Below are 14,383 nucleotides of genomic sequence, written 5' to 3'. Positions count from 1 at the left end.
TTTGCAGCGCCAGTTTCAGGGCTAGCCGATAGCGATTCTGTGCGGTGGCGGTTTCCACTACCTGCTAACTGGGCGCAATAATCGCCCAGCGATGGCCTTCACCGCCATCGACAGATTCTTCTGGGCGGCGTCCAGGCCACCCGCCGACAGATAGGCCATCCCCAGTTGCAAGCGGGTTGGGGTAGACTGCGGCGTTGCCAGCGGCACGCGTCGCCCCGTGCTCGCCGACAACCGTCCAGCAGGGCATCATGACTGCTAGTCCACTCATCTAAAACAGCTTCATGCCGGTCCCCCATCAGTATCGCTAACGAGGATTAACATCAGCGCCAGTGCCGACAATCAGACCGCCTTCACCTGAATCGGTTCGCCGTTCAAGCGTTTGCACAACGTCCGCTTAGTACGGTCGATCACCTCTCCCGCCAGTTGTCCACAGGCGGCATCAATATCGTCACCGCGCGTCTTTCGCACAATGGTGGTGAATCCGTACCCCATCAGTACATTGGCGAAACGATCCACCCTGCTGTTGGAGCTGCGGTTATAGGGAGCGCCAGGGAACGGGTTCCAAGGAATAAGGTTAATCTTGCACGGCGTTTCTTTTAAACATGCCGCCAAGCGATGCGCATGCTGTATGCCGTCATTAATGTGGTCGAGCATGACATACTCCACCGTCACGCGTCCCTGATTGGCGTTGGATTTGTCTAGATAACGGCGTACCGCCGACAAAAACGTATCGATGTTGTACTTGCGGTTAATCGGCATAATTTCGTCACGAATCGTATCGTTCGGCGCGTGAAGTGAAATCGCCAACGCTACGTCTATCATATCGCCGAGCTTTTCAAGCGCCGGCACCACGCCTGACGTCGACAGCGTAACGCGACGCTTGGACAGCCCGAAACCGAAATCATCCAGCATGATCTCCATCGCTGGCACCACGTTGGTGAGGTTCAGCAGCGGCTCACCCATGCCCATCATGACTACATTGGTGATAGGTCGCTGGCCTGTGACCTTGACTGCTCCAATGATCTTGGCTGCGCGCCAAACCTGGCCGATAATTTCCGACACCCGCAAATTGCGATTAAAACCCTGTTGCGCAGTGGAACAAAAGGTACACTGCAGTGCGCAACCCACCTGGGAGGAAACGCACAGCGTGGTGCGGTCATCCTCGGGGATGCAGACCATCTCTACCTGCTGGTCGCCGACCTTGATGGCCCATTTGATGGTACCGTCGGAGGAGCGCTGCTCCTTGGCGACTTCCGGCGCACGGATTTCCGCTAGTATTTTCAGCCTGGCGCGCAAATGCTTGTTGATGTCCGTCATCTGATCGAAATCATCACAGCAGTAGTGATAGATCCATTTCATCACTTGATCGGCGCGAAAAGGTTTCTCCCCAAGCGATGAGAAAAATTCGCGCAGCTGCCGGCGGTTCATATCAAGTAGGTTCAATTTCTGCTTGACCGCAGGCGCGGGAGAAGCGGACATTAGCGCCACAGGTGAGCGTTCAGATACCACTTGTTCAGACATCATTTTATTGTAGGTCTCGTTATTACACGTTATGGCGCGAAATACAGTAGAAATTGTCCCGGCAGAGTGCGGACTACTACCTCGTCCGTGGCGCATTTAGGACTGATTTTAGCGCAGAGCCGCCTCGCTGGAAAGGTGAAACAGCCTTTTCGCCATTGTACGGCGACTGTAGTACGGCGACAATTAGCGAATACGGGCACAAACTTCGTTGTCGGAAAAAAAATAAGCGATTTCGCGCGCGGCGGATTCAGTGGAATCCGAACCGTGTACTGCGTTTTCAGTAAAGCCATCGGCATAGTCGGCACGCAGCGTACCGGCCAGCGCATTGGCGGGATTGGTGGCACCCATGATTTCACGATTGCGGCGCACGGCGTCTTCCCCTTCAAGCACCTGCACAAGGATCGGACCGGAAATCATAAAATCCACCAGACTGTCGAAAAAAAGCTTGCCTTTATGCTCGACGTAGAATCCCTCGGCCTGCTCACGGGTGAGCTGAAGCATTTTGGCGCCGACCACGATCAACCCAGTGCTTTCAAAGCGCTGGATAATGGCACCGATAACGTTTTTGGCCACGGCGTTCGGTTTGATGATGGAAAAGGTGCGTTCAATGGTCATGAGAACCTCTAGGTGGTTTTTATTATGGCCGTGCCAATTCGCTGTTATGCCGGCCGGTGCAAGTTGCGCGGATTATAGGGGTGCGTGCAGGGCTCCACTATCCTTAAAACAACAGTTAATTAAATAAATGGCGCCCTTAACTTTTGCCACGTCGTTTTTCGCTTTCCCTGCCACGTCCGCTATCGGATGTGCCTTGAAACACACGGCAAAAATCCGACAACACCTGGTAGCGCGATAGCGCCGGCAGCTCGGGTTCATAGGCCGCGCGATATCGTGGCGGAATTTCGCGCCGGCCATCCATTTTCCCGGCGCGGTGTTTTTGATATCGAGCTCTTGTCTGATAGCGACTCTCCTGTCCTATTATGTTGACCTCGCCGGCGTAGGAGGCCAATCTCGGCGCCGTACGCGGCCGCCAGCATCTCTTATGACGGGCGTCGTCCTTCACCGACAGCAGCCAACTGCCCCAGCATCGCCATCGAAGTAAAAAAGAAATCACCGATCCGTCATCTCGCTTTTCCCAGTACTGGGAAAAGCCGGGCGATAAACCGGCTCGGCAGTGGCGCGTTTGAGCGCCTGTTCTAGTGCATTATCTTGTGAGATAGTCATACTTAGCGATTCCAAACACCGCATGAACGGTCCACATGTCAAGCGGGAAACGGCCCGTGCGCAAACCAAAACAGGCATCAGTCCTGCGCCAGCACTTGTATAAGACTGGCTACTGCAATAAGACTGGCTACTGATCGGAGCTGCGGCCGACGATATACAACCCCACATACTGGTTATCAAGTAGATCGTCGGCTTTCATGATACGATAGCTAATGGCGTCGTGACATAATATCCACACCGCATCCTGCGCCAGCTGTCCGGATCAAGCTCCTCCGTCGGGTATTAATGGTATAGCGTACCCAGTCAACGATTTGCAGCCGATTATCCGACTCCTGGCGCGGCGCCTTGGGCAATGCGACCACGCCACATTGCGCTCGCCTTTAGGTGCCAGATAGTCCCGTCAAAACGCGCAGCACCGCATCAAATCCTATCCTTCTCCCACCGGCGCGACCCTGTTTTATCCCCTAGCAGTCAATTTTGCGCCCGGCGCGCTGAATGACGCCTTTCGCCCCAGCGCGGGTCGGTAGGTACGATGGAGGCGTGAGCTGCATCGCGTCGGTCATTATGAGACTGCTCCAATAAATTAGCGTAGTAATGCCGTCTGTGCGTATCCGGTGCAGTGGGGTGTCATAGCTGATTCCAGGCTGCCTATGTCAAAGCGACCTATGGCCGCCTGGCTGGTCTAACCGCCCACTGATGTGCTTCACCAACCAGACCCTAACAGTCGCCGCCAGCAGTTTTCTTACGACGCCGGCAACTGGCGTGAAAAGCATCGGCGGGGTTATGGTCGTTGAAACAGACGACAGAAAATGACAAATACGAGCTGCAGGCCCTAGCTGCGCGTGCCGCGGCGCGGCTCCTCCAAGGTGCTCTCTGCCGCTGCAAAACTGCAGGGCACAGACATGGCTCGATTGCCAGACGACACAATCTCGAGAGAGACAGCATTGGTAATACTGGACACCGCATGCTGTGACAATGTATTGGCGAGCTAAGATCTTAGCGCAACATCTTCGCGCCAGCGCCGGCGGCGCACTGCGGTGCGACCTCGCGCATACGCGCAACGGCCGTTCGAGTCTGGCTGATGGCGTAATCGATTTCTTCCGTGGTGGTAAACCGCCCCAAAGAGAAACGAATGGCGCTATGGGCAAGCGCATCATCCAGGCCCATAGCGCGCAGGACATAAGACGGCTCAAAGCTGTCGGAAGTACAGGCGGATCCCGTCGAGACCGCCAGATCCTTAAGCGCCATGATAAGAGACTCACCCCCCATATCGCGAAAGCTAACGTTAAGCACCGTCGCCACGCCTTGTTGCAGGTCGCCATTAACGAACACACCACCTATCTGCTGCAGCCCCTGCCATAGCCGGTCGCGCAGCGCCCGCAGGCGCGGCATTTCGCTCGTCAGCGCCTGCGCCGCGAGTTGATAGGCTTCCCCCATCCCAACAATTTGATGCACCGGCAGCGTCCCGGAGCGCATGTCGTGCTCGTGACCGCCGCCGTGTATTTGGGCCTCGATCCGTACTCTAGGTTTACGGCGCACAAACAAAGCGCCTATACCCTTCGGGCCATAGACTTTATGGCCACTGAACGACATGAGATCCACTGGCAATGTGGCCAGATCGATAGGCAGTTTACAGACGCTTTGAGTGGCGTCCACATGGAATAGCGCCCCGCGGGCACGGCACAGTTCGCCAAAAGCTGCGATATCCTGGATCACGCCGGTTTCATTGTTAACGTGCATCAACGACACCAGAATCGTGTCATCCCTCAGCGCATCGCTTAACTGTTGTGGGGTAATGATACCATTCGCCGGCGGCACCAGCCAGGTAACGTTGAAACCTCCTCGCTCCAGCTGGTGACAGGTATCGACCACCGCTTTATGCTCGGTGACGGCGGTAATGATATGGCGGCCTTTAGCGCGGCCGGCGTGAGCGGCCCCTTTCAGGGCTAGATTATCGGACTCGGTGGCACCAGATGTGAAAACAATTTCGCGAGGATCGGCACCTACCAGGGCAGCGACCTGATTGCGGGCAATATCGACAGCTTCTTCCGCCTGCCAGCCGTAACGGTGGGAGCGGGAAGCTGGATTACCGAAAATCCCGTCCAATGTAAGATGCTGTATCATCTTCTCCGCCACCCGTGGATCAACCGGCGTAGTAGCGGAGTAATCAAGATAAATCGGTAATTTCATGAAGCGTTAACTCCGGGCATCAATAACGACGAATGCCCTTTATTGTACTCAAGCGCGCACGTTGACGTTAATCGTTTCCTGCGGTCGACCATCTGCGATCGGATGGCACGTATCATTATCTTGACGATCGGCAACATCGATGATCTCTTCATTACTAACCAGCTCGGCCAGTGTGATATTGTTAAGAAACTCGCTAATGCGTATGCTAAGGTCGCGCCAAAGGGTATGTGTCAGGCAACGATCGCCACCTTGGCAGCCCTCTTTACCCTGACAGCGGGTAGTGTCCACCGATTCATCTACGGCGGTGATAATTGCGCCGACGGCAATTTGATCAGAGTCGCGACCCAGGAAATAACCTCCACCCGGCCCTCGAACGCTTGCCACCAGCTCATGTTTGCGCAGGCGGGAGAAAAGCTGCTCCAAATAAGAAAGGGAAATACCTTGGCGCTCGGAAATTTCGGCGAGCGGCACGGGTCCCCTGCCGGAGTGCAGGGCGATATCAAGCATGGCGGTAACCGCGTAGCGGCCTTTGGAAGTCAGTCTCATGATCAGAATACCGGTAAAAATAACGTAGAAAAAGTCTGCCATTCCTGACTAAAAGAATCAACTACTTAACCGAGTAATTTTCTCTAAGGAGGCTGACCGTGGCGAAAGCGCACAATGTCGCTGACAACAGCTGTTGGCGTCTGGAATAGGTCATCCTGCACGCAGCACTGCCAGCGGCCAGGATAGGCTAACCTCTCCGGGCGCTCACTGTAGAAGTTCGGAATCGGTCGATACTTAAAGTGAGCGCTGGTGGCGTTCAGAATAAACCCATCCGACATGCGAGCACCAACGGCATCCAAACTAAGTCAATTCACCAGGCGAGCGTCGCCGTTATCCGCAAGGGGCGTTTGCGGCTTTTGCGGATGCTCGACGGAGGTCAACATGCCACGTAGAATATTCAGCTCCTGGCCTTCCGGCCGCGCGCGATTGAACAGCCGACGCAACTTGTTCATTACCAGTCCCGGATGGGTGTGATGGATGAAACCGGTGGTATTCAGCACATGCTCTAAATGTTGATAAAATCGCTCCAGATCTTCTGCCATAGGATAAGCCGAGGCGTCCGGCGCCGTCGCGTCCTGGCGCTGACCTTCAAGCCAGGCGACGCGGACTTCATACGCCAAAATCTGCACCGCCATCGCCAAGTTGAGAGAGCTGTACTCCGGATTAGCCGGGATCTGGACATGGAAATGGCATTTTTGCAATTCATCATTGGTAAGGCCAACGCGCTCACGGCCAAACAAGAGCGCTACAGGGGCTCGCACCGCCTCCCGCACGCTTTTCACGCCGCACTCACGCGGCTCCAGCATCGGCCAGGGAAGCGTACGGGAACGGGCGCTGGTTCCCATCACCAGGCTACAGTCGGCCAGCGCCTGGTCGAGATAATCAACTAGGCTGGCTTTGTCGATAATATCGCTGGCGCCGGCGGATAAGGTGATGGCCTGTGAATCAGGCCTATGCAGGGGATTGACCAGGTAGAGGTTATTTAACCCCATGGTTTTCATCGCGCGGGCGGTGGAACCAATATTGCCGGTATGAGACGTTTCAACCAGTACAATGCGGATATTGTGCAGCATAATCTTACAGGTAAGAGGAAATGTGACATAGGGTAGCATAGCCGTAGGTTTTTTGCTGACATTCTGCTATACTCTGCACTGTTTTAGTTCTTTAACATCTTAGTGGACGATATTCATGCATCCGATGCTCAATATCGCCATTCGCGCAGCGCGAATGGCGGCTAATTTCATTGCCAAACATTACGAAATTCATGATGCCGTCGAAGCCAGTCAAAAAGGCAGCAACGACTTTGTCACTAACGTTGACCGCGAAGCGGAACGTTTGATTGTTGGAGTTATCTGCAAGTCCTACCCGCGGCACGCCATTATCGGCGAAGAGAGCGGCGAGCTGGCCGGCGAAGACACCGACGTACAATGGATTATTGACCCACTGGATGGTACCACCAACTTTATCAAGCGTTTCCCTCACTTTGCCGTTTCCATTGCCGTGCGCATTAAAGGCCGCACGGAAGTGGCTGTGGTCTACGATCCGATGCGCAATGAGCTGTTCACCGCTTCCCGCGGCCAGGGCGCTCAGTTGAACGGCCATCGCCTGCGCGTCGGCAGCGCACGCGATCTAGATGGCACCATTTTGGCCACCGGTTTTCCTTTCAAGCAGAAACAGCATGCCAACAGCTATATCGCCTTGGTAAGCAAACTGTTCATACAGTGCGCGGATTTTCGTCGCACCGGCTCTGCGGCGCTAGATCTTGCTTATGTGGCTGCCGGCCGCATAGATGGTTTTTTTGAAATCGGCCTGAAGCCCTGGGACTTTGCCGGCGGTGAATTGCTGGTGCGTGAGGCGGGCGGTCTGGTCACTGATTTTACCGGTGGCCATAATCACACACTTTCTGGCAATATTGTCGCGGGTAATCCCCGTATCGTTAAAGCTATGCTTTCGGCCATGCGCGACGAGCTGAGCGAAGCACTGAAACGCTAAGCTTTTATCCATGATCTGCGCATGCGGGATACCATAGACGGAACTGAAAGCAGTAGCGCGGCACCATAATGGTTTGGAGTGCCTTGCACTCACTGCAACAGCACGACCATGTGCAACAGTAACTGCGCCTAGTAGCCAAATCTCTGCCCTGCCACTGTCGGGGCCCCAAAACCATAGAGGCCATAAAAATTCCGCCAAGCACAAAACGAATGGGACATCCACTGGCGAACCGCGTAATCACTTAGCTTTTGTCACACCCTCTTCCGGCTGGCGCTCGATGCCCATAGCCCGATAGTGTTGAAAACAACATAACTTAGGTGAGGGTCTTACCACTGGTTTCACCAGACCGGCAAACGTCACGGCCGCACAGGCCGAGCTGAGAAAGAGGCGACGAGAAAGGAATAATTGATTCCAAAAAGGAAATCCTAACGCGGCTAAGCGGAAAAATATGACGCGGCTTCAAGCTGTAAAACAAAAAATATCGCGTTGGCAAACAAGCAGAGGCGGTTAACTATGATTAAGGCTATTACGATAACTAAAGGGTTATACGACCAATGAGTCCGCTCAGTTTACAGGCGCCCGCGCTGTCCGCTTCCGGCAGGCTCAACCATCTGTTGCTGCTGTTGTATGCGACGATGACGCTTTGCTCACTGACACAGCTGGCGCATCAATTCGGGACAGATATTGAGACCACGCAACGTGATCTCGTGCAACTCGACGTCGAAATCGACACGCCCTACGCCGCCGAGAGGCGGAATACCGTATTGAGGGCGGCAGTTGTGCATCGTCGCGTCGAACGCGATTTCGACCAAGCAGTGGCACCACCTGCCGTCCGCACTGCAATGCAATTTCCGCCGCCGTGCCTGGCGGACACGCTTGAGCACCTTTTACCCTATGGTCGTCCAACGTATCGAAAATAACCGCCAGTTCCTTACCTCTGGCTACGTTACCTGCTGTTACAGTGCCACTGCTAGTAAACACCGGCTTTAATCAGCACCAGCGGCAATGTTTCAGTCAGAAACAAGCATATCAGGCAGTACAGGCAGCGTTTCGCGACTGACAGCGAAGTGTTCTGGCTTCACGCTGTTGATCAGTTTGTTGAAGCATCCTCAGCTCGCTGATTCGAACTCAGCCGACAATCGTTGGCTGAGCCAGGCGGTTGCGCGACTTCCACATGGGCATCGAAGCAACCTGCAAAGCAAAGTAGAAGAATATCCCTGTTGCGCGCTACCCGTGCAGCTATAATACTGCTGGAAGCAGAGTATCTATTCATTTCAGCCGAGAGGAGATGGGTCTAATTGTGCTCATATTCGGCGCCTGATTAATGCAAGAACGGATTTAAACAGATAGTGATTTCAAGCCAATTAGAGGGAGATCAGGAGCGTAAACTGGAGCTGAAAATTCGGGGGCTGACGCTGTTGCCGCTGAATATCAAATTTCAATCGGTCACCGTCTTTCAACGTGAGGTGCGCCGAAAATACTGCGCTGGTGATCACACCGTTCCAGATGTAATTGCCCTTATACGCGCCACAGGCGCGAATCTTGAACCAGAGCGCGATGCTGTCGAGCCCCCCAAAACCCGACCCTGCAGGGCCCAGTTAGCAGTTTGTGACGGGGCGCGCCAACAAGCGCCCCGTCGTTCCCTTATTTCGTCAGTGCCATCAGGCGTAAACGGGATGATGGGCGCAGATATCCAGCACTTTATTTTTAGTCTGTTCAATCACCGCGTCATCGTTGATATTTTCCAACACGTCGCATATCCAACCGGCCAATTCACACACATCAGCCTCGGTAAAACCGCGTCGGGTGACCGCTGGCGTGCCGATACGCACCCCGGAGGTAACAAACGGACCTTTTGGATCGTTCGGCACGCTGTTCTTGTTAACGGTGATATTGGCGCGGCCCAGCGCCGCGTCCACCTCTTTTCCTGTCAAGTTTTTATCCACTAAATCCAGCAAGAACAGGTGATTATCGGTAGCACCGGAAACAACTTTGAACCCACGTAACAAGAAAACTTCCACCATGACTTTAGCGTTTTTGACCACTTGCTGCTGGTAGGCTTTGAACGCGGGCTCCATCGCCTCTTTCAGCGCGACAGCCTTGGCGGCGATCATGTGCATCAACGGACCTCCCTGCGCGCCAGGAAACACGGCGTAGTTCAGCTTTTTGTACAGCTCTTCGCTGCCGCCTTTGGCCAGGATCAAACCGCCGCGTGGGCCGGCCAGCGTCTTGTGGGTCGTGGTGGTCACCACGTGCGCATGGGGCACCGGGTTAGGATACACGCCAGCGGCGATAAGACCCGCCACGTGGGCCATATCTACGAACAGATAAGCGCCGATACTATCGGCGATTTGCCGCATTTTAGCCCAATCCACCACGCCGGAATAAGCGGAGAAACCACCGATAATCATTTTCGGCTGATGGGTTTTCGCCAGTTCGGCCAGCTGCTCATAATCGATATAGCCGCTCTCATTGATACCGTAAGGCACGATATTATACAATTTTCCGGAAAAATTGACCGGGGAACCGTGGGTCAAATGACCGCCGTGCGCCAGATTCATCCCCAGCACGGTATCACCCGGCTGCAGCAAGGTGATATAAACGGCAAAGTTGGCTTGCGATCCAGAATGCGGCTGAACATTCGCATAATCGGCGCCAAACAGCGCGTTGGCGCGTTCGATGGCCAACTGCTCTACCACGTCGATATATTCACATCCGCCGTAGTAGCGTTTGCCGGGATAGCCTTCCGCGTACTTATTGGTCAACTGTGAGCTCTGGGCCAGCATAACGCGCGGGCTGGTATAGTTTTCAGATGCAATCAGTTCAATGTGTTTTTCCTGGCGCATCACTTCCTGCTCCATTGCCTGCCACAGTGCGGCATCGTAATCTGCAATGTTCATATCACGCTTTAACATCTGTTTCTCCTGACTCTCAGCTAACCTACCACAGCGATTAATTGGGGTGGAATGACGGCCGTTAGTGTAATCTTTTTACATTCCAAAAGGATCCGATGCCGCTTTTACGCAAACGATTTCCTTTAAACTGCTGTAGCGAAATATTTTTATCGCGAAGACGAAAAATTCATGCGCGGACTCACAGCGGGCATCCCCGGTACGTTGCGTACTCACGGCGCTCACGCCTACGTGTGGCCATTTGCCGAGATGCACTGTGTGCCGTTCCTCGGTCGGGCCGGCGAACGGCGTCAGTTTTTCAATGATTGAGCCGCCGGCAGCGAGCGTCAAACGGCTTCTTCCTCTTGCTTGCTGATACGAATGCGCACGACGCGTGCGACGTCGAAGACAAAATTTGTATACATTTGTTGCATAGTGGCGTCGACGCAGCTGTCGACGATATCATACAGCACCACCAGTTCAATTTTCACCCCTGGCAGGTACAATTCAGCATACCCTTATTGCAGTCCAAATCCTTTCACTCCGATTCCGTCATCCCGTTAATGCCGACTTCTGCCAGCGCTTCGCGCAGGCCATTCAACTTAAAGGGTTTGATTATCGCAGCAATTTTTTCATTATTTCACCTACTTGGTCGATTACCGGTGCTTGCCGTCAATCATCGGAAACTAGGACTGATCAATGTTTAAAATCATTCGAGTCCAGCGTGTAGCGAGACAAGAGTTTATAAAATTCTGTGCGGTTGCAACCAACCATCCGTGCGACCCGCTGTGTTACATTTCCGCAGGTTATTTCCAATAACTTACGTAAATAGCGCAACTCGAAGCGCAACTCGAATTGATAGCGTGCTTCAGCGAAGGCCGGCATCACCGTGGCATCATCAGCTAGCGCCTGTACTATCAGCATATCACCGATCACCAGTGTAGAGACTAACGCCACACGCTGTTCTATCACATTTATCAGTTGGAGAGCCGGTGGCCACTAGTCGTCTCATGGCATCGGCGGAAAACTGCGTACGAAGAGTTTATAGCACTGTGCCGCCATACGTAATAAATGCCGCGCCAGCGGGGGCATGTCCTCGGCATGTTCATGCAAGGGCGGCAGATCAGGCTGACGATATTCAAAATGCGCACATCGATAGCGTGATCGCTGCCGAACGGGCACACATTGCACTCTTGCAACACCCGCAGCAATTTGACCTGCAACGACAGCGGTGAAAGCGCCGCTGGCATGGCTAAACAGCTTAGACTCCGGCAGTGGCTCCGGTAAGGCGCTGCAGTTTATTGCCACTTATTACCACGAACGGGGCATGTGCATGCAACTTGCCGAGTGGAACGCTTTCGCCACAACCTCTCTAGCGGCGTCAGGAGGATGCTGGCGTCCGATTTGACGATCATCTTTCACTTGCTCCAGCGAGCGCATCATCAGCGGGCTACCGGTAACGATGGCCTCCAGCCAGCGTTTATCGCTTGCGGGTTGGGTCAACGCCAGCGCTTCGTCAAACGCCAGCGCTTCGTCAATGGCGCGATAAGATGACCGAGATGACCGAGTCGATTTTATGCACAGAAGCTGCCGCAGCGTCTCTTGGCCGTTTTCCGCGGTCGCAACCGCGAACCCCGTTGTCAGCTTCATGCCCATCAGCTTCGACTGGCATCATCATACACCAGCAATAAATTGGCGTGTTTGCGCTGTATGCTGCCTTGATAAAACGACTCGAAAATCGGTATCCGATTCGCTAAACAGTGCAGCAAGCGTATCTTCCCTCAGAGCACCGATATCATCATCAATGCTGTAGTGGCCCGCCTTGATGCCCAGCTACAAAATCAATAAGCAGTGCATTATCGCGCGTCAACTGTAATTGCGGCGTCGCGGTCGAACGCACATCTTCCGCGCGGTCGAACGCGGTGATAATAAGCAGTGACATAAGCAGCGTAAGCAGCGACAGCGGCGCGGTCATTTCCCCGCCGCCCTGCTCCCCGCTGCCAGCGCGTTTTCATCGACATGGAATCCTTGCCCACTGGATAACAGTCCCAGCACCGGGCAAAGCTCCTTACTCACGGCTTTCACCACGGGCCAGCGTCTTCGCCGGAATGACCCGCTGCCGCTATAAGTTGGCCGAAAGTTTCGCCCGCTTGATCTCGCCGATGTGCATCGCGGTCAAGTTAGTCAGCGCTTCGCTCACCGCCAGGTTGGCAGAAACGGCAAAATTCGCCACCGGCGCTGTTCGCTAAGGGAGACGCCTTGTTGTAATAGCTATTTAGGCTGAAGGTGGTAACAGCGCAGTCTGCCGCCGGCACTTGCCAGAGTCCAACCATCTGATCGTGCGCCGCTATGCCGATTACGCTGCAATCGCCAATGGGTGATAAGGAAGGCTTTCCAGCGCACGACCAGATGCCTGTAGACTGATGGCATCACGTAGCATTTGCGACGTCTTGCCGAACGACAAATCCATCGACCGGTCGCAGAAATGGTCGTCGTCCAAGCCAAGTCAATGCTTGCATTGCTGCCTAGATCACCGCAGCAGATAAAATCAAATTCCGCCAGTCGATCCAGGCAACCGCCATGACAAGCGCTCTTGGGATTCGTTGCTCCAGACTTCTGGAGAGCTCATGCCCGATTCGTCATTGGGAATTGCGTGCAATTGGAAACGGCCGTCGCGCCCGTCGTCGCTGATCAGCTCCCGCATTTCAGCTACCGTATTGAACAAGCCGCCGGCGCCCGCGTCATGGATAAATAGAATTGGATCTTTCTAGCCCGCTGTCAGCAATGGTTGATCACTTCCTGGCAACGGCGTTCCATTGCCGGATTGTCTTGTTGCACCGAGGTGAAATCCAGGTCGGCGTCTGACTGCCAGGAAGCCATCGAAGACGCCGCGCCATCTCCGAGGCCGTATTTCACGCTGGTCCGCCCAGAGCAATCAGCTTGGCGCCTACGCTGATTGCTCCACGCCGTTGTGGCCATCGACGCGCTTCCCATTAGGTACGGAAATAACCGGTCAGCGCCGGATGGGTGCAGTCTTCTTCCCACGGCTGTTCAAAGTCCGAGATGCGCAAATTGGAGACCGAAAAACCGACCAGACCGGCTTTCGGCTTAGCGTCGCGGCCGGTGGCGCCTTCATCACAGATTTCGTCGCCGGAGTCGGTCGCTGCGCCGAGCCAGGGCGAGATGGCGGTCAGGTGATTATGGATTAAAATGTGCGCCGCTTCCTGATGGTAGTCATAGCGCCCCGTCTGTGCATCGGGAAAGAAATGCCCAATCGCCGATCCTTCATCACCACGCCGTTGTCTGTATAGGCGGACAACATAAACTCGGGCGCCTGCTCGTAGGTATTTGATCATTTTGAACAGCGACTTCGTTTACGGCTAGTCGTCGATAACCTGATCGGCGTTGAAAATCTTGTGCTAGCAATACTCTGAGTTGGCCTGCGCGAACATGTATTGCTGTGGTTACGCCGCAAACGGGTGAAGGCCGCGAGGAGATAATCGATTTCGTCTTGCTCCAGCATTAGACCCAGCACCAAATTGGCCGCCCCCAGCGTGCCGCGCCCTTCGCCCATCACGTCCACCAACGTCACCGGTGCAGGCGCGTGCTGAGCAAATAACTCCCACACCTCCTCCAAAACGGGTAAACACCGTTTCCATCATCCGATCATGCAACAGAGCGCGACTGGAGCCATGTGGGCCAACTCAGCCGCGGCGCCTGACCACACTCTAGATGCATGACCTGGGGCAAGGCGCAGTTGTGCAAATATCTGTCACCTTCGACGACTGTGGAGACCGTGCGGCTGGTCGTGGCGCACAAGTAGATGTCCGGCGAAAGAAGGCTAGTAATAGTCGCTGCAGTTGACTTAACGCATCCTCACTGAGCGCCGTGCTGACATCAGCGAAATAGATATTCGACATAGATCTCGTCGACCGGCAGGACGGGCGTCTTGACAGCGGAACAGCGGTTTATTAATGCGCAATGCGGACAGAGCGGGGGCGAACCGCGCAATATTTCCATAG

The 14,383-nt window shown here is 54.4% G+C and carries 10 protein-coding genes and 3 pseudogenes; 2 read left to right on the top strand and 11 right to left on the bottom strand.

What is annotated here, in order from left to right:
* Window positions 1–57: 57 nt before the first annotated feature.
* From GPOALKHO_RS00655 to trmJ, 6 genes are all read right to left on the bottom strand, one after another.
* Window positions 58–207: a hypothetical protein gene (locus tag GPOALKHO_RS00655; RefSeq protein ID WP_406702504.1), complete on the bottom strand. Its 150-nt coding sequence runs from the start codon at window positions 205–207 to the stop codon at window positions 58–60.
* Window positions 208–339: 132 nt separating this feature from the next.
* Window positions 340–1,521, bottom strand: a complete 1,182-nt coding sequence (locus GPOALKHO_RS00650) for a bifunctional tRNA (adenosine(37)-C2)-methyltransferase TrmG/ribosomal RNA large subunit methyltransferase RlmN (protein ID WP_406703300.1) — start codon at window positions 1,519–1,521, stop codon at window positions 340–342.
* A gap of 183 nt (window positions 1,522–1,704) precedes the next feature.
* Window positions 1,705–2,136 carry a nucleoside-diphosphate kinase gene (ndk, locus tag GPOALKHO_RS00645; protein ID WP_406702502.1) on the bottom strand — a complete coding sequence of 144 codons (432 nt, stop codon included), beginning with the start codon at window positions 2,134–2,136 and terminating at the stop codon, window positions 1,705–1,707.
* Between the two features lie 1,602 nt (window positions 2,137–3,738).
* Window positions 3,739–4,932 carry an IscS subfamily cysteine desulfurase gene (locus tag GPOALKHO_RS00640; protein WP_406702501.1) on the bottom strand — a complete coding sequence of 398 codons (1,194 nt, stop codon included), beginning with the start codon at window positions 4,930–4,932 and terminating at the stop codon, window positions 3,739–3,741.
* Window positions 4,933–4,980: 48 nt separating this feature from the next.
* Window positions 4,981–5,478: a Fe-S cluster assembly transcriptional regulator IscR gene (gene iscR / locus GPOALKHO_RS00635; RefSeq protein WP_406702499.1), complete on the bottom strand. Its 498-nt coding sequence runs from the start codon at window positions 5,476–5,478 to the stop codon at window positions 4,981–4,983.
* 305 nt (window positions 5,479–5,783) lie between these two features.
* On the bottom strand, window positions 5,784–6,551 hold the full coding sequence (gene trmJ, locus GPOALKHO_RS00630) for a tRNA (cytosine(32)/uridine(32)-2'-O)-methyltransferase TrmJ (protein ID WP_406702497.1): 768 nt from the start codon (window positions 6,549–6,551) through the stop codon (window positions 5,784–5,786).
* A gap of 115 nt (window positions 6,552–6,666) precedes the next feature.
* On the opposite strand from trmJ, the gene suhB reads away from it, so the two are divergent.
* Together suhB and GPOALKHO_RS00620 are read left to right on the top strand one after the other, a co-directional pair.
* Complete coding sequence (suhB, locus tag GPOALKHO_RS00625; protein WP_406702496.1) at window positions 6,667–7,470, top strand: inositol-1-monophosphatase; 804 nt, start codon at window positions 6,667–6,669, stop codon at window positions 7,468–7,470.
* Between the two features lie 554 nt (window positions 7,471–8,024).
* Window positions 8,025–8,390 carry a hypothetical protein gene (locus tag GPOALKHO_RS00620; protein WP_406702494.1) on the top strand — a complete coding sequence of 122 codons (366 nt, stop codon included), beginning with the start codon at window positions 8,025–8,027 and terminating at the stop codon, window positions 8,388–8,390.
* Window positions 8,391–9,131: 741 nt separating this feature from the next.
* Here GPOALKHO_RS00620 and glyA read toward each other — a convergent pair.
* From glyA to GPOALKHO_RS00595, 5 genes and pseudogenes are all read right to left on the bottom strand, one after another.
* Window positions 9,132–10,385 (bottom strand): serine hydroxymethyltransferase, encoded by a 1,254-nt coding sequence (glyA, locus tag GPOALKHO_RS00615; protein WP_406702493.1) that lies wholly within the window; start codon window positions 10,383–10,385, stop codon window positions 9,132–9,134.
* A gap of 323 nt (window positions 10,386–10,708) precedes the next feature.
* A pseudogene (locus GPOALKHO_RS00610) lies at window positions 10,709–10,989 on the bottom strand (P-II family nitrogen regulator).
* A gap of 68 nt (window positions 10,990–11,057) precedes the next feature.
* Window positions 11,058–11,669 (bottom strand): annotated as a pseudogene (locus GPOALKHO_RS00605) (two-component system response regulator GlrR); the annotation flags it as partial.
* Between the two features lie 3 nt (window positions 11,670–11,672).
* Complete coding sequence (locus tag GPOALKHO_RS00600) at window positions 11,673–12,011, bottom strand: hypothetical protein (RefSeq protein WP_406702492.1); 339 nt, start codon at window positions 12,009–12,011, stop codon at window positions 11,673–11,675.
* A gap of 193 nt (window positions 12,012–12,204) precedes the next feature.
* A pseudogene (locus tag GPOALKHO_RS00595) lies at window positions 12,205–14,381 on the bottom strand (AIR synthase-related protein); the annotation flags it as partial.
* Between the last annotated feature and the right edge of the window lie 2 nt (window positions 14,382–14,383).

Source organism: Sodalis sp. (in: enterobacteria), from assembly GCF_036327475.1.
Taxonomy (GTDB): Bacteria; Pseudomonadota; Gammaproteobacteria; order Enterobacterales; family Enterobacteriaceae.
Note: the sequence above shows the minus strand (reverse complement) of the source record. Positions and strands in the feature narration are given on the sequence as shown.